The organism is Candidatus Chloroploca asiatica (genome assembly GCF_002532075.1).
Taxonomy (GTDB): Bacteria; Chloroflexota; Chloroflexia; order Chloroflexales; family Chloroflexaceae; genus Chloroploca; species Chloroploca asiatica.
Genome location: NZ_LYXE01000078.1, coordinates 24,186 through 45,192, shown reverse-complemented (window position 1 = coordinate 45,192; position 21,007 = coordinate 24,186). Strand labels below are relative to the sequence as shown.

Genomic DNA, 21,007 nt, shown 5'->3' with positions numbered 1-21,007 from the left:
GTGTGAGGGTGAGACGCCCTCGCTCTCTGGATACGTGTGCAGCATTACCCGCGAGGCGTGATCTTCTGGCGAAGCATCAAGCCAAAGAAGCGTGGAATGCCCAGCAAATAACGTCGCCAGAGCCGACGTGGCTCGTACCAGAGCCGACAGAGCCATTCGAAGCCATGGTCAGTGAGCCAGCGCGGTCCACGTGGCACGGTCTCGGCGAGATAATCAAAGAGCGCGCCAACGGTCATCACCACAGGCACTGCAAGGTCGGTGCGGCGTGCTGTAACCCAGCGCTCCTGGGTAGGCATCCCCATCCCTACCAGCAGCAGCGCAGGCTGAAAAGCAGCGATGGCCTCTAGCGCGGCAGCTTCGACCAGCGGGTCAGGGCTAAGATAGCCGTGGTGACTGGCAACCCGTAGACCGGGATGGCGCTCGATCAGGCGGGCAGCTGCGGTTGTGGCGACGCCCGGTTCTCCCCCAAGCAAAAAGATACCATAGCCATGGGTCGCACAGCTTGCTGCCAGACGATGAATCCAATCAGGCGGGGTAAAACGCTCAGGGAGCGGCCTGCCAAGCAACGCAGCCCCGAGGCGCAACCCCTGACCATCACAAAAAACCAGATCAGCCTGAGCAAAGGAATTTTTGAAGCCAGCATCATCCTCGGCAAGATTTACCGCGTAGATATTGGCATAAAAAACCGTGGATTTTTGCGTACAAGCGAGGGCGTATTCAAGCCAGGTAAGCAACTGGACGAGGCGTAAAGGATGGACATCAAGCTGCCCGATCCGCTGAGGAGCAGGCAAACGCATCGCCTCGTCTGGCAAAAGTGAAGGATCGGATCGCATAGGTGGTCTCATTGTTTAGGCAAAGTTTCAGGCTGCTTTACCGTGCTAGGGCGAACCTTCTTCCCCTGAAGATTGAGCCAGAGGGCGAACAAACCAGCAATGATCGGCGGCAAAAACGTCAACACATGTAACAGTACCCCAAAACTGAGGGCGGGGGCCTGTTCAATGCCAAAGAGCGCGAGGGAGAGGATGCAGAGGTACTGGAAGAGACCGATGCGTCCAGGGGCTGAAGGGACATTGATCCCGGCCATCAGCACAAAGAGGACAAAGAGCGACGCAACGAGGGGCACATCAATGTCAAGCGCCCGCAAAACCAGATAATTGGTCAGCGTAGCGGTAACCCAGACCACCGTTGACCAGAAGAGGATCTGCCAGCGCCCGCGGGCATCGGTCAACACATGCAAACTTGCCAGAAGATTAGCAAGCAAAGCATCAGCGCGCTCTTGGAAGCGCTGGGGCAGCCATCGAAGCACCCAGGCCGGTAATGGTCGACCACGTCGATAGGCAACAAGGCCAGCAAGCACTGCAACAAACGCAAGCCCAGTCGCAACGAGCATCAGATATGCTGGCTGACTGACCCAGGTTGGCAACGGCATCAACATCACCAGCAGCACGAAGATCATGGCATAACAGAGCATATCCACGACCTTCTCGAGCGCGACCGTACCGAGCACAAACGACCGCGAAACCCCGAGTTCACCCGCGAGATAGACGCGACTCACATCACCAACGCGAGCTGGCAAAAGATTATTGATCATCTGACCAACGAGATGCAGGCGCAACGCCTGCCACAGACTGATCGGCGCACCACGTTCACCCAGCAGCACCTTCCAGCGGGCGGCCTTCGCAACGTTATTGATCACCACACTCCCGAGCGCCAGCCCAACAAAGAGCAGACTCGCCTCACGCAACGACTGCCCAACGCTTGCCAGGTCAACCCCTTTGAACGCCAGATAGATCGTCACAAGACTAATCACGAGCCCGAGGCCCAGGCGGAACCACTGCTGTCTCTGGAGCCGCCACATTGCCATCTCCCTCTCCTCGTGGGGATCTGCCAGGCATGAGAGCGTATCCCGATGCGGTGCATAGATATACGCGACCTGACGCATCAGCGACAGATGGAACTGAGCGCAGTATACCACCAAACCTGAGCTGGGTTTGACGAGAGACACATGCTTCTGCTACAATCTGCCGTCACGTCGGTGATGATGCGGTATTATTGTGATTTCAGATCACAAATATAAATAAAAATCACACATCTTATGGATCAACACAACGAACGCCCTTTGCTCTCAATCATTATGCCCTGCTACAACGAGGCTACGACCCTCCCCCACATCCTCGAACAAGTGTATGCCATTGAGCTAGAAAAAGAGGTCATTGCCGTTGACGATCACTCGTCGGATGAGACGCTTGCCGTCTTGCAAGAGGCAGCGGAGCGTTACCCCCGGATGCGCGTGATCAGCCATCCCGCCAATCGCGGCAAAGGAGCAGCGGTACGAAGCGGCCTGGCGCATGCCCGCGGCAAGATTACGATTATTCAGGATGCCGATCTGGAATACGATCCAAACGACTATTATGCGCTCGTCAAGCCGATTGTCAAAGGCCAGGTTGATGTCGTCTACGGCAGCCGGTTTATGGGGAGTCATACCGGCATGTACTTCTGGAATGCCATTGGCAACAAAGGTTTGACCTTCCTGACCAATTTCCTCTTCAACTGCTGGATCTCGGATATGGAGACCTGTTACAAAGTGATGCGCACCGACATCATTCGTGAGCTTAGCCTAGAGAGCAACGACTTTCGCCTCGAACCCGAGATCACCGCCAAAGTCTTAAAGCGAGGTCATCGCATCCTAGAAGTGCCAATCTCATACATCGGGCGCACCTATGAAGAGGGCAAAAAGATGAAACCGAGCCAGGGATTGTATGCCATTCTGGCCTTGTTTCGCTATCGCCTGGCGGATTAAATGTAGGGGTGGTACGCAAACACGCCGGCATAGCCGGCGTGTTTGCGTACCACCCCTGGGTATTTAACTGATAAAGGCTAAGCTTCGGTCAGGGCGGCAATTGTATGCAGGGCGATCATGCGCTCTTCGTTGGTGGGCACGACCCAGGCTGAAACAGCACTGGTAGCGGTCGAGATCCGTGGGCCGTGGTGGGCATTCGCGACCGGATCAAATTCGACGCCAAGCCAGGCCAGGCCACGGCAGACGCGTTCGCGGATTCTATACACATTTTCACCAATCCCCGCAGTAAAGATGATGCCATCGAGCCCACCCAGCACCGATGCCAAGGCACCCGTTTCACGAATAATCCGGTAGACAAAATAAGCAATCGCCTCGGCGGCCCGCGGATCATCGCTGGCCTCAAGATTGCGCATATCGCTACTGACCCCAGACATCCCGAGAAAACCAGATTTTTTATAGAGCAGATCCTGGATTGCGCTGGCATCCATACCTCTGGCTTGCATCAGATAGAGCAAGACCCCCGGATCAATCTGGCCACACCGGGTACCCATGGGCAAGCCATCGAGCGCCGTAAAGCCCATCGTGCTATCGACACTACGCCCGGCCTTGAGAGCGCACATACTTGCCCCATTGCCCAGATGCGCCACAACAACACGACCCTGAGCCAAATCGGGGTCAAGTTCAGGCAGCGTGCGGGCAATATATTCATACGAGAGACCGTGGAAGCCATAGCGACGCACACCCTCATCATAAAAAGCATAGGGCAGTGCAAAACGGTCGGCCTCGATGGGGTGAGTACGGTGAAAAGCAGTATCAAAGCAGCCAACATTGGGCACGCCAGGCAAAAAAGCCATGGTTGCTTCAATCCCGGCGAGGTTGGCAGGCTGATGCAAAGGGGCCAGGGGAATAAATCCGTGCAGGTCGTGCAAGACCACTTGGTCAATGACCACGGGGGCACTGTAGTGGGCCCCTCCGTGAACGACACGGTGGCCAATACCGAGCAGACCAGCCTCGGGCAAACGAGGATCGAGCCATGCGGCAAGCTGTTCGAGCGCATAGGCATGACCTTTGCCTGAGGACGGATTGGCCCAGGTCGTCTCAAAGAGCACCGCACCGGCCTGATCGGTCATCTTGAAATGGGGCTGTGTGCCGATACCCTCGATCTGACCCTGATAGCGTACGGTCAGCGTGGTATCGACAGCATCAAAGATCGTACATTTGATACTCGACGAGCCTGCGTTGAGTACCAGAATGGCTTTGCTCATCATTGAACTCCTTATGCTGCGCGGGCGTAGTTTTAGAGGCAATACCATTCAAATAAGACCTCACAGGTCTGCTCGTCGGCATTGGGACGCCATCATCAAGACCTGTGAAGTCTCTTCTCGTCCTTATTTGAAAAGGATTGCGCCTAGACTGGTGATTTCAGGGTCGCACGACGGGCATAGACGAGCAAGACCGCGACCGCACACGAAGCCAGGCGTGCCCGGAGCGTATCGGCGCGACTTGTGAGGATAATTGGCACCCGTGCCCCCATGATCACCCCGGCCGCCTCGGCGCGGGCCAGGAAAGTGAGTTGCTTGGCGAGAATGTTGCCAGCCTCAAGGTTTGGAACGAGGAGAATATCGGCCTGACCAGCCACGGGTGAGACGATCTTCTTTGTACGGGCGGCCTCCATGCTGATCGCATTGTCGAGCGCCAGGGGGCCATCAAGAATGCCGCCGACAATCTGACCACGGTCGGCCATCTTGCACAGGGCTGCGGCGTCAATGGTCGAAGGGATCTCGGGATTGATCGTCTCAACGGCCGAAAGCACAGCAACCTTTGGTTGCTGGATCCGCAATACCTGGGCCAGTTCGATCGCATTCTGGCAAATATCGGCCTTGGCCTTGAGGTTGGGGGTAATATTCACCGCACCGTCGGTCACAATCAAGGGTTTGGGATAGGTCGGCACATCCATGATGAAACAGTGGCTGATACGGCGCTCGGTACGCAGACCAGTCGCCTTATTGACCACCTCGGCCAGCAACTCATCGGTGTGCAGGCTCCCTTTCATCAAGGCCTCGGCGGCACCGAGCCTGATCAGTTCCACAGACTTCGCTGCCGAAGCGTGGCTATGCTCCACATCAATAATCTTGTACGGGCTCAGGTCAAGCCCGTGTTCCTCGGCGACGGCCCGAATCCGAGCCTGAGGCCCAACCAGTATGGGAATAATCAAGCCCTTCTCGGCGGCATCAAGCGCACTGGAGAGCGAGACATCGTCACAGGGATGCACAACGGCAACGTTGATGGGTTCAAGATTCTTGCATGCATCCATCAACATCTCATAGCCATTAAAAGCGTTGTCTTCGGGGAAATCGTTTGCCTGATGATACAGACCCATGGTTAGCACTCCTGACTATATGGTGCGTCGTCTGGTATACTAGCCACTAGCACCCCAGACTAAAAAGCGTAGGCAAAGTCTGCGCCAATATAAGCGTACTGGTTCAAGTTACAGCGTAGGGGTTGGAAGAGTGGCCCAGCGCAATCCGCCCACCCGTTCTTCAACCTTGCCAACAAGGAGTTTGCATATGCCCGTCTCGATCCAACAGGTGCGTGAGCATCCAACCACACTTGCGTACCTCCATGCGGCCAACGAAAACTTGCGACAGATCGGCTACACGGAACACGGTGTACGTCACGCGACCCGCGTAAGCAAAGCGGCTCACCGGGTACTTGCCGAGCTCGGGTATCCTGAGCGTGAAGGTGAACTGGCGGCCATTGCCGGGATGCTGCACGATATTGGCAATCTGATCAATCGCCAGTTGCATGGTCAGACTGGCGCAATGCTGGCGAAGGAGTTGCTTGGCGAACTGGGCATGGAGTTATCAGAAATCCTTGTCATTATTTGTGCGATTGGCAATCACGAAGAGGAGTATGGTCATGCAACGAGTGCGATTGCGGCGGCCTTGATTCTTGCCGATAAAGCCGATGTGCATCTTTCACGGGTACACGAACCTGATCCAGCAAAGCATGACATTCATGATCGGGTCAATCTGGCCGTCACGCGCTCAACCCTTGAGGTCGTTGCCGACGAACGACGGATTGTGCTGAATATGACGATTGACCCATCAATTGCGACTGTCATGGACTATTTTGCGATCTTTCTCTCGCGGATGGTGATGTGTCGCTCGGCGGCGGCTCGTTTGCAATGCAAGTTTGGGCTGATGATCAATGGGACGGAGCTTGAATAAGCGTTGCCTTATTTGCAATCTTGTGATACCTGGCTCATAATCATGGTATGGCTGTACCGCATCACCAACAGATGTCACGGCTGATCCGGTTCGCTATGCATCGTACCTGGATCAGTGCCCTCCTGAGTTTTATCTTGCCAGGCACCTTGCTTGCCTGTATTCTGCACTGCTCAGTGCCCTTTCCTTGGGGTGCCCCGACTGATGAAGCATCACCCTTTGTCTGTGGTCACACCCTTGCCTTCGCCCAGAACCTCCCCCCGGCGCTTAGTCCAGGACTGATTCAGAGCCTGACGCAAGGGGACTTAGCCCTTGCGGCGCTGCTTATCCTGGCTCTGCGCCTCCAAGATAGCCTCAGAGCGCATACACCCCTCTGGCAAAGGCGGATGGGCGATGCTCCGCCGGTGCCGCCTCCGCGCCGACTGTGTCAGCGTAATGGTCTTCGCTTCAAGTAATCTGACATGCTCCCAGCCTTGTCATGCTGAGCACCACATGGCCCACGGGCCAGTGATGCCGTGAGCAACCAGGGTGTTGCCTAGGCCCGCCCTTGTCACCCCGAACGGAGTGAGGAGTCTTCCATGCCGATCCGTGCAGATTCCTCACTGCGCCTACGGCTCCGTTCGGAATGACCGTGGAGCCGTTGCGCTCCGAGCATGAGATGTTGTTTCTTAGGAGCGGAGCGAAGCATCTCTGCCGTCTGAACGCCTGAGACCCTTCGCTCCGCTCAGGGTGACACAACATCGGGAAACTTGGTTGACAGACTACCGAAGGGAGTACCGGCTTCAGCCGGCTAAAGCCGGTACTCCAGCATATCACGAAACTTGGTTGACAGACCATTGATGGTGTTCAAGTACATAATTCGCTCTGCATGACGCGGGCTAGACCTCACAGGTCTGGCAGGCGTGTGAGGTCTGGTCTCTACTCGAACGTACGTTGCCGTCTCATAAGGAAGAGAAAGCGAACAACAATGCGAAACACAATAAGCGTGATCCTGCTGGCAATCAGCAGTCTGATCCTGGCGGCCTGTGGGGCTGCCCCGACGACAACACCTGCGGTAGCCCCTGCGACGGGGATGGCGCTTGAAATCCGTGATGCCTGGGTACGGCCCGCTAATATGGCTGCGATGCCGATGGAGGGCAATGCCCAGGGCGGAAGCGGGCATGGGACGATGGATCAGACAACGGAACATGGGTCTATGTCGGCAGGAACGACGACGGCAGGGTATATGGTTATCAAGAACAGTGGCAGTGAACCGGACTATCTTCTGGCAGCCGCTGCCGACATTGCCGAGACCATTGAACTGCACAATGTCTTGATGGAAGACAATGTCATGCGTATGCGCCCGGTCGAGAAGATCGAGGTTCCTGCTGGCGGCGAGGTGGAACTACGTCCGGGTGGGTTTCACGTGATGTTCATTGATGTTACCAGGGATGTGAAGGAAGGTGAGAGCATTCCGGTGACGCTGACTTTTGAGCGAGCAGGAACCGTCGAGGTGAATGCCGTTGTACGTCAGCCGTAAGGGGATGGGGATGGGGCGTTCGCCCCATCCCCATGACATTCAGGGCTGATGCCCTTAAAACCTGTTGCTTTGAGGTGTTCATAATGAAACAATACTCCTTCATCCTGCTAGGGATGGTGTTATTGATGCTAACTGCCTGTGGGCCGAGTGCGCCTCAGTTTCGCGGGACGGTACTGGAGCCCGCTGAGCCAGCTTTTGATTTCACATTGATTGATGAACAGGGCCAACCATTTACGCTGAGTGAGCAGAAAGGGCAGGTCGTTGTGCTCTTTTTTGGGTTTACGATGTGCCCTGATATTTGTCCAGCGGCGCTGGCCGATCTGTCGGTCGTGAGTCGGGAACTCGGGGCGGATGCCGAGGCGATTCAGGTAGCCCTGGTTAGCCTTGATCCTGAACGCGATACGAGCGAACGCTTGCAGCAATATGTCACAGCGTTTGATCCGCGCTTTAAGGGTTTGCGCGGTGATGAGGCCACGCTTGCGCCGATTCTAAAGTCGTACGGGGTCTATTCAGAGCAGCGCGAGTTGCCGAATTCGGCAATGGGGTATACCATCGATCATTCGGGGTTTATCTACGCGATTGACAAAGCCGGGAACTGGCGGATCCTCTTTGCCCACGGCACCGCGGTGGAAGACATCACCGCCGACCTGCGCCTACTCGCCCGTGAGGGAGGCTGAGGTGCATCGTCGTTCTCTGCTGCTTAGTCTGGTGGGGCTTGTTCTGCTGGTTGGGGTAGGCATTGGAAGCATCTGGTGGCTGAATATGCGTGACCAAGTGCAGCGCACGCTGGTGATTAGCGTGCCGCCCGGTACGGCGGTGCGGCTTGCCGCAGGGGAAGAGATCGACCTCTTTCCCCAAGAGATCGTCTTGCGCCTGAGCGAACAGGATACGCTTGTAATCCAGAACGACGACGACGAGGCGATCACGATCGGGCCATATCGGGTTGCCCCTGGGCAACGCTTTATCCAGCACTTTGCTGGCCCCGGGACATTCGAGTTGGTCTGTTCGCTCCATCCGAGCGAGCAACTGCGCATCGTAGTGAAACGGTGATACACTGTTGCCACCAAGCCCGCTATGCGGGCTTGGTGGCAACAAAAGAGGCCGTCAACAGCGCATCGAGTTCGGTGCCGACAGGATAGATCGCCTTGCCGGGGGGGACAAGCAAAAGCCCGTTGGCTCCGAGGAGCGACATCAGGCGGGAACTCCCCTGGCCGCCGGTTGTTCCCGCCACGAGATGCAGGCCTTCTTGACGAATGGTGACCCGTTGATATTCGGGGCGGTCGTGTGAGGGGCGGATCGGGGTGCTGAGGCGCACGCGCACGCGGGGGCGCCAGGGATGCGGATCGCCCTGCAAAGCGCGGAGGGCTGGGCGCACAAAGACCTCGCACGAGACCAGTGAGGAGACGGGATAGCCCGGCAACCCGAACGCGAGTTTGGAACCCACGGTGGCAAACGTAGTTGGCTTGCCCGGCTTGAAGGCGATGCGCCCAAAGTGAACGGTACCAAGTTCGGCGAGCAGGGGCTTGATCAGATCGCGTGAACCCATGCTGACGCCGCCGCTCGTGACAAGCACATCAGCCGCTTCGAGCCCGTAGAGAAGGGCTTCGCGCTGCTTGGCGTGGTCATCAGGGGCAATGCCGAGGGAGAGAACCTCGCAGCCCGCCTCGCGCAACGCCGCCATCAAGGCGTAGCGATTCGAGTCATAGACTGCGCCAGCAGGGCGAGGTAAGCCTGGCTCGATCACTTCATCACCAGTCGCCAGCACAGCAACCCGCGGGCGGCGATAGACCTGCACTCTGGTGAGGCCAAAGGTAGCGAGCAAACCAAGTTCTGGCGTGCCAATCACGGTGCCTTGCGGCAGGATTGTCGCGCCCTGAGCAGCATCCTGACCCACGGTATGCACATGGTGACCAGATTGCAACGTGTGGTGCAACGTCAGCCAGCCAGCGTGCTCCTCGGCGAGTTCGACAGGAAGCATCGCATCGGCACCGGCAGGCATTGGCGCACCGGTCATAATGCGCACGGCTGTGCCTGGTTCGAGCGACACCCCGGCAGCCGTGCCAGCCGTCAACTCGGCGACGATACGACGCGGCTTCAGGCCATCGTCGGTACGCAGCGCATAGCCATCCATCGCCGCCTTGGGCACATCGGGAATATTCAGCGGCGCCTGGATCACGTGGGCAAGCACACGCCCATCGGCAGTCAGCGCATCAACTTCTTCAGCTTCGAGCGGCACCACTCGGCCCATGATCATCTGCTGGGCCTCGTCAACCGACACCATCGGATAGGGCGACTCTGGCATGCCATTCCTCACGCTGGCAGGGTTTGATCATCTGCGCTGCCTTGATGGGGCAGCGCACGATCTATTGTACCATCGCTGGCCGGTTCAAGGGGCAAGACAAAGCGCATCGTCGTGCCGTGGCCGAGCGTGCTCGTCACATTGATCGTGCCGCTGTGGGTTTCGATGATGCGGCGAGCAATGGCAAGACCGAGGCCGGCCCCGCCGGCGCTACGTGAGCGGGCGCGATCAACGCGATAGAAGCGGTCAAAGATATGGGGAAGATCGGCAGGCGCAATCCCGTGACCTGTATCGCTCACCGCAAACGCGACACCCTCATCAGCAACAACCTGCGCCGACAGGGTTATCTGGCCGCCTGGGGGTGTATGGCGCAGCGCATTGCCGACCAGATTGCCGAGTACCTGACTGATGCGCTGGGGATCGACCAGCACCTCGGGCAGCGCGTCGGCGGCTTCCACGTGCAACGCGACCGCCTGTTCCTCGGACTGGCGGGCAAACGAGCGTGCCGTATCGTGCAACAGGTGGGCCGGGGCGCAAGGTTCGGGATAGAGCGCGAGTTGACCGGCATCAGCCAGCGCGAGCAAGCGCAGATCCTCGATCAAGCGTTCGAGCAACGCAACTTCGCTAAGCAGACCAGCGATCTGCGATTGATCGGGTTCATAGACGCCATCCTGCACCCCTTCGAGGCGACCTTTGATGATCGAGAGCGGGGTACGCAACTCGTGCGCAACATCGGCGGTCAACTGACGCCGTTGCTGGTCAGCCGCAGCCAGGGCATCAGCCAGTTGATTGAAACTAAGCGCCAGATCGGCCACCTCGCGCACGCGGCCCGGCTCGACCCGCACCTGCATATCACCTGCCGTCAGTGCCTGGGCCGCCTGGTTGAGTTGCGCAAGGGGCGTACTGATCCGGCGCGAAAAGAAGATCGCCAGGCCCAGCAAGATCCCGCCCAGGGCCAAACCGGCGGCGCCAACCCCGCGGGCAAGATTAGCGAAGCCGAACGTCCGCCCTTCGCCACTGGCATAATCGATCACCAGCGCCCCCACGGTCTCACCGCGCAACTGAATAGGAATCGTCAAGAGAACCTGGCCATCGGCAGCGATCGTCTGGACAGCATTGGGCGGCGAGCCAATCTCATCAGAAGAGGGGCGTGTACCTGGCACAACCGCTTCGGGAGGAACGGGCACAAGAGGCAGTGTCGTGCCACGTGGTGGGCGGACAGGCAAGCTTTCAGCCGAGGCAGCCATCATCGGCATCATCGGCATCATCGGCATCATCGGCTCAGTCCCAATGCGCCGTGAGACAACCTGCCCATCGGCATCAAGCAGCGTAATGCTCTGCCAGCGATCATCGCGCAACTGGCGCTCGATCACATCGAAGCGTGGCTCGACCCCCTCCCACGAACCCTCGCGGCGATAGACCTGGGCCAGGCGTGAAGCTTCGCCGCGGGCCACAAACTCGGGCGGCGCCCCCCAATCATCATGCCCACGCTGAAAACTGAGCACCGCAACCCAGAAAAAGAGCAGCATGCCACCGATGCCCAGCACAATAACAAGACCAAAGGCAGTCAGCATCAGGCTAAAAACACGGGGTTGTTTACGCATATGCTTTCACAATTCAAGACATTTATACCCAACCCCATAGACAGTCACAATATACTGGAGACCAGCGGGATCAGGCTGAATTTTACGGCGCAGATTTTTAATATGGGCATCAACCGTGCGATCGTACCCAGCATAGGTCAGATCAAAGACGATATCGAGCAACTGACTACGAGTAAAAGGCCGTCCGGGTTCACGCGCGAGCACCGCAAGCAGATCAAACTCGGTAGCCGTGAGTTCAATAGCGATCCCATTGCGACGGACGACACGTCGTTCGAGGTCAATGCTCAACGCGCCGATCTGGATAAGAGCAGCAGGGGGAGGAGTATCTTCGGTACGGCGCAACACCGCGCGCACGCGGGCGACAAGCTCACGGGGGCTAAAGGGCTTGGTCATATAATCATCAGCCCCGAGCTCGAGGCCAATCAGGCGATCAGCCTCTTCGACGCGGGCGGTCAGCATAATGATCGGCAATTTGCGGGTCGCCTGATCTTGACGCAGCGCCCTGGTCACATCGAGGCCGTCCATCCCTGGCAGCATCAGATCAAGCACGAGCAAATGGGGGTGCTCGGTACGGGCAAGGCGTAAAGCCCCAGGCCCATCATCAGCCGTAAGCACACGAAAGCCCGCACGATCAAGGTAATCGCGGGCAATCTGGACAATGCCAGGTTCATCGTCTACCACCAGGATTGTTTTCATCGGCGTTCACTTTCACACCTGTGCGCTCGTTAGGAGGGTATGAATTACATTTTCTGATGATTTGACGCAAAGACGCAAAGGGCGTTGAGCGGCAATAATGTGCAAATAAGGCGGCTATTTTGACGCAAAGGCGCAAAGGTTTTTGCGTAGGTGAGCTTAACCCTTCGCGCCTTCGCGCCTTCGCGTGAGCTTATTTGAAAAGTTTTGCCCCTACTCGACACGCGGATCATGCCCGGCGGGCGTCAACGGTGGGGCTGGCGGTGTACCACCACTATTGGCATTGCGCTGCTGGAAGAGCCGCAGCAAGAGCCAGGCCAGCAAACCCAGGGCAACCAGCTTGCTCAGCGCGTTGACCAACCCAAAAAACATGCCAACCATCCCAAAGAGGCCGAACCGTCCGTGATCACGCGACGGATGCGCCATTTGCCCCATTTCCATGTGCCGCATATCGCCACGATCCATCCGTTCGCGCATAGCCTCATTGCGCTGCTGCTGCCGTTCGAGAACAAAGGCCGGCGGGCCGCCCCGTTCACGGTCGCCGCGCATACTCGACCCTTCTAAGGGTACCACCAGAGCACTGGCCTGTGGCGCTGTCGGCTGATACGCCATCGTACGCATCCGCATCATGGTACCACCAAAAAAGCCCCCAAGGGCAACCATCAAGGCAAGCCCTGCGACACCAAGGGCGAGCCATCCGAGCCAGTTTTGCTGTTTCAATGCTTTCTCCTTGTTGCGCTGGCACAGTGCGCCAGCGCAATGATATAGGTTTGTGCTGGCGAAAACGGCCAGCGAAGCTGGCCGTTTTCGCCAGCACCAGCGAGATTCTTTCTGTGACAAGAGGTATAGTACGGAAGAATTGTGAAGGAGTTATGAAGATCCTGGGGAGAAAGATGATGAGCGCGTCTACGGTGAAATGCTCGGTGTATATCGCAACGAGTGTTGATGGCTTCATTGCCCGCCCTGATGGGAGCATTGATTGGTTGCAGCGGCCTGAGTATGCGACGACTGAGTTGCAAGGATTGCGCTACGAGGATTTCATTGCTACGGTGGATACGATCGTGATGGGACGCAAGACGTTTGAGCAGGTGCTCACCTTTGAGCACTGGCCCTATGAGGGGGTGCCGGTGGTTGTGCTGACAGGTGGTCGATTGGCTGTGCCAGCCCAGTTAGAGGGCAAGGTGCGCCTGATGAATGGGGCACCGGCAGAGCTTGTTGCGCGGCTGGGTGCCGAGGGCAAGCAACATCTTTATATTGATGGAGGCAAGACGATCCAGCATTTTTTGGAAGCCGGGCTGATCGATGAGCTAACGATCACCCGTGTCCCGCTCGTACTCGGGGCAGGCATTGGACTATTTGGTGAGCCTGGGCCTGAGCAACGCCTACACCTGCTTGGATGCAGTGTCTCGGCGAATGGTTTTGTGCAGGTCAGGTATGCAAGAGTCAGACCTCACAGGCCTTGAAGACCTGTGAAGTCTGGGGGGCGTTCGTTTCGTCTTCCCTCGCAACGTGCGATCAGGTAGAATCATGGCATGCGTACATGGAAGGTTCTCTTGCTCTTGCTCGTGCCACCGCTGGCGGCGCTGCTGCTGTGGCAGTATCAGGGTGGTACGGTTGTGCGCCCTGCGTCACTGCCTAGCTTTGATCAGTTGACGGGCTTCGAGCCGGTTGAACGCAATGCGACTGGCGCGTATCGTTGGAGTGGCCCCGAGGCGCGGTTGAGTCTGCCGGTGCATACCGAACGTAGTTTGCTTCGGCTCCACGGTGCGCTTGCACCAGGGGCAACAGTCGCCATCGGGGTTGGCGAGACGACATTGGCTCGGCTTGTCTCTGATGAGCCTGAACCTCAGTTGCGTTACTATGCTTTGCTCGCGCCATTGCCTGCCGACAGCTTGGGGTGGATTGACATACATCTGCGCGCCGAGCCACCAGCAGTGGTCGAGGGTCGGCAGATTGGGTTGGCACTCTTTGAGGTTGTCGTGCGGCCATTTGAGGCCGGGCCTCGGTTGCCGCCAGGGTTTGCGTGGCTTACCCTGAGCATCCTGCCAGTGCTGCTGGCTCTGGGGCTTGCAGGGTTGGGGCTGACGCGGGCGGTGACGATCGCCAGCGCAGCCGGAGTTGCGCTGGTCTTCGTGTGGGCGCTGCGTCCCGAATTGACGGGATCTTTCTTGCGCGATCTGCACGCCTTCGTTGATCCGCTGGTGTTGCGCTGGTGGCTAGCACTTCAACTGATCGGGTTGACCGGGCTTCCCATAACGATGCTCGCCTTGCGCTCACTGCCGCTCGCCGGGTATCCGCTTGCCAAGATCCTTGGTCTCTTGCTCGTCACCCTGGTTGCCTGGGTTGGTGCCATCGCTGGTCTTGCGCCATTCGAGGTTCCGCTGGTGATTGGTGCGCTGCTGGTGGTGGCCCTGGTTGGCATCGGCGCGTGGATCATCGCCCATCGCCGGGGGCTTGACTGGCCGCGCCTCAACTGGCGGGCCATCGTCGGCTGGGAATTGCTCTTGCTGGTCGGCCTCTTTGCCGGATGCATGTTTCGCTGGCATGGGTCAGTTGGCCCAGCCCTGACGGGAACCGAAAAACCAATGGAGGTCATGATCATCAATGCGCTCTTGCGGTATGATCAGATTCCTCCGGCCTCACCCTGGTTTGCCGGATATCCGTTCAACTACTACTACCTTGGCTATGTCGCGATCGGAGCGCTGGCACTGCTCACGGGCACACCAGGCGCATATGCGTTCAATCTTGGCTTTGCGGTCGTTGTCGCGCTGATTGTCGTCGGGGTTGCCTATCTTGCCATCGCGCTGGTGCGGCTAACGCATATGGCAACGCGGCCAGTGCGTCAGGTAGAAGCCCTTGCCGTTGGCTTGCTCGCGCTGATCTTTGTCATTCCGCTTGGCAGCCAGGCGTCGGCGATTCAGCTCGCGGTTGGCACGCAGAGCTGGTGGGTACTCGATATCGATCAGCTTGGCGAAGCATTGCAGCAACGTCTGGCCGGGGCCGCGACCATCACGCTCAGTCGGCCTACAGTGCGTGGCTGGGAAGAACCAGCGCGGAGTGAACTGACGGTCGATCCGTGGCCTTCGTTCGATTGGTTTCGGCCTTCGCGGGTAATCTTCGATGAGATGCCGCTGGCCGAAGGCGGCGTTGAGCGGCGACAGGCAATTACCGAATTCCCCGCATTTACCTTTTATCTTGGCGATCTGCACCCGCACACCCTGGCGCTCCCGATTGCGCTGCTGGGACTCGGGTTGGCGCTGGCGCTGGTCGCAGGTGGTGCGCAACCGCTCACAGCGGCGGTCGCGGGAAGCGTGGTAAGTGCGCTCTACTGCATCAACTCGTGGGATGCCCCAACCTACGCGCTGCTCAGTGTTGGGGCGCTAGGGCTAGGTGTGTGGCGTGGGGGAGAGACCCGGCGTTGGCAACGCTTGGTGGTGGCCCTTGGCTGTTTTGGGCTCGCCGTGCTTGTTACTGTGGTGCCGTTTCTGCTCACCTTTACCGCGCCAGCCGGTTCGGTTCTGGACGAAAGCTTCGCCGAGCTCCCCATCATTGGACGGCTGGCAACCATGCTGGCCTGGTCACAGCATCGGTCGCGGCTGCTCGGCTTCCTGGTGATGTTCGGGCTCTTTCTCGTGCCGATTCTTGCTGCTGCCCTGCGTGGTCCTGGTGAGACCGAGGCTCGCTCTCCGCATGATCAAGGCGATCATCTGGGGCAAGCCAGGCCCACGTATGTCCCGGACTGGCTTGTGCGGAGCGTGATCTGGGGTGGCGTGATCACGCTGGTGGTCGGCTTGGTCATCGGTTTCCCCCTGCTCTTCCTGCTCCCCCTGATCGTACTACTCGCCTTACGAGCCTGGCAGGCCCAGAGTGCCGGGTTGAGCGTGGCATATTGGGCGGCGGCAGTCGGGGGCGTCGCGCTCTTTGTGCCCGAAGTGATCTATATTGAAGATCATCTTCAGACCATCATGAGCCGTCAGAATATGATCTTTAAATTTTACTATCAAGTTTGGCTGATCTGGGGCATCGTCGCCGCCTATGCCGTCTGGTGGCTGACCGCGCAGATAGGGCTTGAGCGAAAGCAGGTGCATGATCAAGCGAAGACGAGCCCGCCCGTGTGGCAAACATGGCTCAGGCAAAGCACCCACCTAGCGTGGATGCTCCCGCTGATCATCTTGCTCGCCGGTGCATCGATCTACCCAATTGGCCTAGCCCGCTGGACTGAACCGGCACTACCGGGCGAGCGTACCTTTGACGGGATGGCCTTTCTGGCGAAGACCGCCCCCGACGAACTAGGTGCCATCCGCTGGCTCGAGGCCAACGTTGGTCTCGAGGAACGGATGGTCAACGGGTTCTGCAACTGCGAATACGAACGGCTGAACCGAGCCTCGGCGTTCAGTGGCGTGCAAAGCGTGCTAGGGTGGCTTGTTGGTCACGAGCGGCTCTGGCGCAGTGGCCTTGCCGAGCAGATAGCGGTGATGGACGAACGGCAGCGTGACGTACCAGCGATCTACCAGGCGACAACGCTCGAAACAGCGCTCGAACTGCTGCATAAACACAATATAAGCTACATCTATATGAGCCCGCTTGAACGTGAATTCCATGGCACGCAAGGCGAGCAACTCTTTGCCAAGCACTTTGAACTCGTGTATAGCCAGGGGGAGTTTCAGATCTACCGTAGGAAAGATGAAAGATGAAATGCGTTTGAACCATGCTTTACCAATAATAAGCGCGGTGCTCGCGGTAGAAGGCGAGACAACGGGCAAGGCCCTCGCGGAGGGCGACGCGCGGCATCCAGCCGAGGCGCCCGCGGATGAGGCGATAGTCGCCGTAGTAGTCGCCAATGTCAATCGGCTTGCGGTCGCTCGGGAAGGGAATGATCTCGTACTGACCTTCCCCATAGATTTCGACCATTAGTGCCGCGAGATCACGCAGGTTGATCGTTTCGTCGCTGCCCAGGTTGAAGATCTGCCCATGGGCATTGGGACTCGCCCCCGCGAGCAAGAGTGCCTCGACACAATCATCAACATAGGTGAAATCGCGGATCTGCAAACCATCACCCCAGACCTGGATCGTCTGTCCTTCGATCAATTGCTTGATCCAGATGCCAAGAAAGGTCTGACGGGCATCTTTCACCCGCATCCTTGGGCCATAGGTATTGGTGAGCCGCAAGGCACAACTGCGAATTCCATAGACATTATTGTAAAGAATATGATACCACTCGCCAGCCATTTTATTGATGCCATTGACATCAACTGGGTGCAAGGGGTGGCGCTCATCAACGGGCAGATAATCAGGCTTACCGTAGATCTGCCGGGTTGAGGCATAGACAACGCGAATGGCTTGATTATGCTTGCGGCAACTTTCCAAAATCGAAAGCTGCGAACGTGCATTGATTTCAAGATCGGTATACGGATCACGCATCGAATCCATATGGCTCGTCTGTCCAGCCAGATTGAAGAGATAATCCTGACCCTGGACAAGATAGTTCATCGAATGCTCATCGCGCACATCAGAGAAATTGACCCTGACCTGATCTTCGAGACCCTGAAGATTATGGAGATTGCCACCATACTCGGGAATGAGCGAATCGACGAGCGTCACCGTCGCCCCGAGTTCAACGAGGCGGAAGGCCAGATTTGAGCCAATGAAACCAATCCCACCGGTAATCAAGACGCGGGCCCCGTTGAAACTATCGGCATAGGCAGAGAGCGCATTCATTGGGCAACTCCTTCACGCACCACTGCGCAGACCTGCTCGATCTCGGCGCGGGTTAACTCGGGGAACATCGGCAGCGAAAGAATGCGTCCAGCGAGATCCTCGGTCACTGGCAAGCTCACGGTGCCAGCATAGAGTTCGGCATAGGCGGGGTGAAGATGCGCGGGGAGAGGATAGTGGACATCGCAGCCAATCCCGGCGGCGAGCAACGTCTGACGGAGGCGCTCACGAGCGGCGTGATCGGGCAGCGTGATCACAAAGAGGTGATAGACCATGCCGGGGTCATCAACTGGCAACGCCAGCGGGAGATCGGCGAGCAACTGGCGATACCAGGCGGCGCGTTCGCGGCGCGCCTGATTGCCCTGCTCAAGATAGCGCAGCTTGACCCGGAGGATCGCGGCTTGCAACTCATCGAGGCGCGAATTGCGCCCGCCAGCTTCAACGGTCTCATACTTCTTGCCCCAGCCATACATCCGCAGGCGCCGCAGCGCCTCGGCGAGCAGGCGATCATCGGTAGTCAGCGCCCCGCCGTCGCCGATGGCCCCAAGATTCTTGCTTGGATAGAAGCTAAAACAGGCGAGATGGCCCCAGGCCCCAGCGCGCCGCGGTTGGCCCTGGTCATCAAGGAGAAAAGCGCCGTGCGCCTGGGCGGCATCCTCTACCACTACCAGATCGTGGCTGGTTGCAATGTCCATGATGGCAGGCATATCAGCCATGCGCCCAAAGAGATGCACCGGGATGACCGCACGGGTCGCCAGCGTAATAGCCGACTCGAAGGCCGTCGGCGACATATTCTGGGTCACAGGGTCAACCTCGACCAGTACCGGAAGCGCCCCGACCTGCAGGATAGCCGCAACCTGATACATGCACGCATTGGCGACCGTAATGACCTCATCACCGGGACCAATGCCGAGCGCAGCAAGGGCGAGATAGAGTGCCTCGGCCCCACTGGCAACGCCAACACAATGGCTCGCCCCGGAATAGGCCGCAAACTCAGCCTCGAACGCGGCAACCTCCTCGCCCAGGATGTACCATCCACTCGCGAGCGTGCGCGCAATCGCCGCATCAAGTTCAGGACGCATTGCCTCGTACTGACGTTTCAGATCACCAAAAGGTACCACTGCGCTCACCATAGGCTTCTTCTCCACAATGCATGTTGAATGGTATTATACCGTATATGAAAAGAGTAATCCTGCTACTCGTGCTTATCAGCATCCTCGTCACAACCGTGCCGTCGAGTCATGCCGAACCCGATCCTGGATTGGCGACAAGGCAGGCTGAGCGGTTGACGATGTTTGGGATGAACACCTACTTTACGGGTCTTGAGCGCTTCTGGAATGACGGCGATGCGGGTATTGCTACGCTCGTCGCCGAGGGGCGGCAGCTTGGTGTGGCCTGGGGCCGCGAGGAACTGAGTTGGGCCAATCTTGAGCGGGCCGGCAAAGGCGAGTGGGATTGGGCCTTGATGGATCGACGCATCCTGGAGATGGCCGAGGCCGGCTATGGCATTGTCGGCATGCTCTTGACCACACCCCAGTGGGCGCGCATCGCCGATTGCGAGCCACGCCGCACCCAGTACGCATCGGCAGGTGTTTTTGCCGAAGCCTACTGGTGCCCGCCGGCCAGTACGCAAGATTTTGCCGACTATGTCGCAACTGTAGTTGAGCGCTACGATGGCGACGGGATCAACGATGCGCCTGGTTCACCACGCATTGCGGTCTGGCAAATCTGGAATGAACCGAATGCCTGGGAGACCTGGCCGGGCTCGCCAGCCGAATATGCGGCCCTCCTCGAGACGGGCTACCTGACCGCCAAAGCCGCCGATCCAACCGCCATCGTCGCAACCGGCGGGCTCTATGTTTTTGATGGAGGCTGGAACGACGGCATCGGGCATCGTGATGGGTTGAGTTTCATGAACGATGCACTGGCAGCCCGCCCGTCAATCTGGTTCAATTTTGATGCGCTGGCGATCCACCCGTATATGCCCACGGCTGCACCGGATGGGGCAGGGATTTTTGGCAGTGTCACCATGTGGGGCCGCCTGACCACCAGTCGCAACTGGCTCAACGAGCAGACCGCGCGGCGCGGCGGGCCAGTGCGCCCAATCTGGATCAGCGAGGTCGGCTGGTCGACCTGTACGGCTGCCGATCCTGGCTGCCTCATCGGGGGTGCCGCACGCAACCGAACTGCCAGCAACCCTGAGGCTCAACACCTCTATTTTGGCCCAACCGCATCACGCGCACCGCTGCATAGCTGTCGTGACTGTAACGCACGGGGCGACCTGAGTGCGCTGGTGGGTAAAAGCGAGGATCAGCAGGCAAACTATCTGGTGCGCACCTACGGGATCGCGCTGGCGCAGGGCATCACCCATCTCAACTGGTTCCAACTGGAAGACAAATTTGACGGGGCTGCCCAGAACTTCTGGCAGCAGGCCGCGCTTTTGCGTACCGTCAGGGAAGGGTACGCCCGCAAACCGGCGGCGAATGCGTATGCCACCCTCGTCGCTCAGCTTGGACCGGAACCACAATTTGTGGGCTTTGGGCCACTGCACACTTTTCAGCACCAGGCCGATGCGCTGAGTAGCGTGGCGCGCTTTCACCTACGCTTTACCACACCCGACCGCCAGACGGTCGATCTCATCTGGCGGAACGAAGGCCTCGAAGATGTCGCCGTCCCCTTGCAACCCGGTGCCAACGCGAGTCTCTTCAACCGCGATGGACAGGCCGTCGCCTTGCCGATCCAGGAGGGTCAGGGCATCATTCGTCTGAGCGAGAGTCCGGTCTATCTGCGCCAAGCATTGCCGCCGGTGCTCCAGCATAGTCCAGCGGCCATCGCGATCATGGTACGCCCGGGCACAGGGCCGCAAAACATCAGCATCGCGCTCAGAAACGCAGGGTCAGGCACAATCACCTGGCAAACCGAACTGGATGTTGCGTGGGCAAGCGTTCAGCCGGCAAGCGGAACTGGCTACACCAGTGATCTGCTGCTGACGCTGGATCCCAGTGCGTTGGGTGAAGGGACGCATACGGGCACCTTGCGCATCACCAGCAGCGCCGGCAACGCGACCATCCCGTTGCGCGTGATCGTCAGTTCACAGCTCAACCGGCATTATTTGCCGCTCGTGGGGCGGTGACTGCGGCTGCAACAGGG

19 protein-coding genes are annotated in these 21,007 nt (G+C 58.4%); 9 read left to right on the top strand and 10 right to left on the bottom strand.

Translation table 11 applies throughout. The annotated features are described in order from the left end of the window. Window positions 1-44: 44 nt before the first annotated feature. Complete coding sequence (locus A9Q02_RS09080; protein ID WP_172450814.1) at window positions 45-833, bottom strand: WecB/TagA/CpsF family glycosyltransferase; 789 nt, start codon at window positions 831-833, stop codon at window positions 45-47. A gap of 8 nt (window positions 834-841) precedes the next feature. After that, complete coding sequence (locus A9Q02_RS09075) at window positions 842-1,864, bottom strand: lysylphosphatidylglycerol synthase transmembrane domain-containing protein (RefSeq protein WP_172450812.1); 1,023 nt, start codon at window positions 1,862-1,864, stop codon at window positions 842-844. A gap of 231 nt (window positions 1,865-2,095) precedes the next feature. Here A9Q02_RS09075 and A9Q02_RS09070 point away from each other — a divergent pair, with 231 nt between their 5' ends. Next, window positions 2,096-2,800: a glycosyltransferase family 2 protein gene (locus A9Q02_RS09070; protein ID WP_097652154.1), complete on the top strand. Its 705-nt coding sequence runs from the start codon at window positions 2,096-2,098 to the stop codon at window positions 2,798-2,800. 77 nt (window positions 2,801-2,877) lie between these two features. Here the strand turns inward: A9Q02_RS09070 and A9Q02_RS09065 are convergent, their stop codons facing one another. Next, window positions 2,878-4,068 carry an acetate/propionate family kinase gene (locus tag A9Q02_RS09065; protein ID WP_216361485.1) on the bottom strand — a complete coding sequence of 397 codons (1,191 nt, stop codon included), beginning with the start codon at window positions 4,066-4,068 and terminating at the stop codon, window positions 2,878-2,880. 140 nt (window positions 4,069-4,208) lie between these two features. Then, entirely contained in the window at window positions 4,209-5,180 is a 972-nt protein-coding gene (locus A9Q02_RS09060; protein WP_097652150.1) for a bifunctional enoyl-CoA hydratase/phosphate acetyltransferase, read from the bottom strand. A 187-nt stretch (window positions 5,181-5,367) separates the two neighbouring features. Between A9Q02_RS09060 and A9Q02_RS09055 the strand changes: the two genes are divergently transcribed. From A9Q02_RS09055 to A9Q02_RS09035, 5 genes are all read left to right on the top strand, one after another. Further along, the gene (locus A9Q02_RS09055; protein WP_097652148.1) at window positions 5,368-6,030 is read left to right on the top strand and encodes an HD domain-containing protein; all 663 of its coding nucleotides are present in this window, start codon (window positions 5,368-5,370) and stop codon (window positions 6,028-6,030) included. A gap of 47 nt (window positions 6,031-6,077) precedes the next feature. Then, window positions 6,078-6,482, top strand: a complete 405-nt coding sequence (locus A9Q02_RS09050) for a hypothetical protein (protein WP_141508799.1) — start codon at window positions 6,078-6,080, stop codon at window positions 6,480-6,482. A 512-nt stretch (window positions 6,483-6,994) separates the two neighbouring features. Further along, window positions 6,995-7,546 carry a copper chaperone PCu(A)C gene (locus tag A9Q02_RS09045; RefSeq protein WP_097652144.1) on the top strand — a complete coding sequence of 184 codons (552 nt, stop codon included), beginning with the start codon at window positions 6,995-6,997 and terminating at the stop codon, window positions 7,544-7,546. 83 nt (window positions 7,547-7,629) lie between these two features. Then, entirely contained in the window at window positions 7,630-8,223 is a 594-nt protein-coding gene (locus A9Q02_RS09040) for an SCO family protein (RefSeq protein WP_097652142.1), read from the top strand. 1 nt (window position 8,224) lies between these two features. Beyond that, window positions 8,225-8,596 (top strand): cupredoxin domain-containing protein, encoded by a 372-nt coding sequence (locus A9Q02_RS09035; protein ID WP_097652140.1) that lies wholly within the window; start codon window positions 8,225-8,227, stop codon window positions 8,594-8,596. A gap of 22 nt (window positions 8,597-8,618) precedes the next feature. Here the strand turns inward: A9Q02_RS09035 and A9Q02_RS09030 are convergent, their stop codons facing one another. The 4 genes from A9Q02_RS09030 to A9Q02_RS09015 form a co-directional block, all read right to left on the bottom strand. Then, window positions 8,619-9,848, bottom strand: a complete 1,230-nt coding sequence (locus A9Q02_RS09030; RefSeq protein ID WP_245860470.1) for a molybdopterin molybdotransferase MoeA — start codon at window positions 9,846-9,848, stop codon at window positions 8,619-8,621. Window positions 9,849-9,856: 8 nt separating this feature from the next. Continuing rightward, on the bottom strand, window positions 9,857-11,449 hold the full coding sequence (locus A9Q02_RS09025; RefSeq protein WP_245860469.1) for a HAMP domain-containing sensor histidine kinase: 1,593 nt from the start codon (window positions 11,447-11,449) through the stop codon (window positions 9,857-9,859). Between the two features lie 6 nt (window positions 11,450-11,455). Then, entirely contained in the window at window positions 11,456-12,145 is a 690-nt protein-coding gene (locus A9Q02_RS09020) for a response regulator transcription factor (protein WP_097652136.1), read from the bottom strand. Window positions 12,146-12,355: 210 nt separating this feature from the next. Next, entirely contained in the window at window positions 12,356-12,862 is a 507-nt protein-coding gene (locus A9Q02_RS09015; protein WP_097652134.1) for a hypothetical protein, read from the bottom strand. Window positions 12,863-13,035: 173 nt separating this feature from the next. Here A9Q02_RS09015 and A9Q02_RS09010 point away from each other — a divergent pair, with 173 nt between their 5' ends. Both A9Q02_RS09010 and A9Q02_RS09005 read left to right on the top strand, forming a co-directional pair. Next, window positions 13,036-13,605 carry a dihydrofolate reductase family protein gene (locus tag A9Q02_RS09010; protein WP_216361484.1) on the top strand — a complete coding sequence of 190 codons (570 nt, stop codon included), beginning with the start codon at window positions 13,036-13,038 and terminating at the stop codon, window positions 13,603-13,605. Window positions 13,606-13,674: 69 nt separating this feature from the next. After that, window positions 13,675-16,836, top strand: coding sequence for a DUF2298 domain-containing protein (locus A9Q02_RS09005; RefSeq protein ID WP_097652132.1), 3,162 nt, complete (start codon window positions 13,675-13,677; stop codon window positions 16,834-16,836). Window positions 16,837-16,855: 19 nt separating this feature from the next. Here A9Q02_RS09005 and A9Q02_RS09000 read toward each other — a convergent pair whose 3' ends face one another. Then, window positions 16,856-17,860 carry an NAD-dependent epimerase/dehydratase family protein gene (locus tag A9Q02_RS09000; protein WP_097652130.1) on the bottom strand — a complete coding sequence of 335 codons (1,005 nt, stop codon included), beginning with the start codon at window positions 17,858-17,860 and terminating at the stop codon, window positions 16,856-16,858. Beyond that, entirely contained in the window at window positions 17,857-18,990 is a 1,134-nt protein-coding gene (locus A9Q02_RS08995) for a DegT/DnrJ/EryC1/StrS family aminotransferase (protein ID WP_097652128.1), read from the bottom strand. The genes A9Q02_RS09000 and A9Q02_RS08995 overlap by 4 nt, the downstream gene beginning before the upstream one ends. Before the next feature lie 44 nt (window positions 18,991-19,034). On the opposite strand from A9Q02_RS08995, the gene A9Q02_RS08990 reads away from it, so the two are divergent. Next, window positions 19,035-20,990, top strand: a complete 1,956-nt coding sequence (locus A9Q02_RS08990; protein WP_141508797.1) for a BACON domain-containing protein — start codon at window positions 19,035-19,037, stop codon at window positions 20,988-20,990. Window positions 20,991-21,007: the final 17 nt, after the last annotated feature.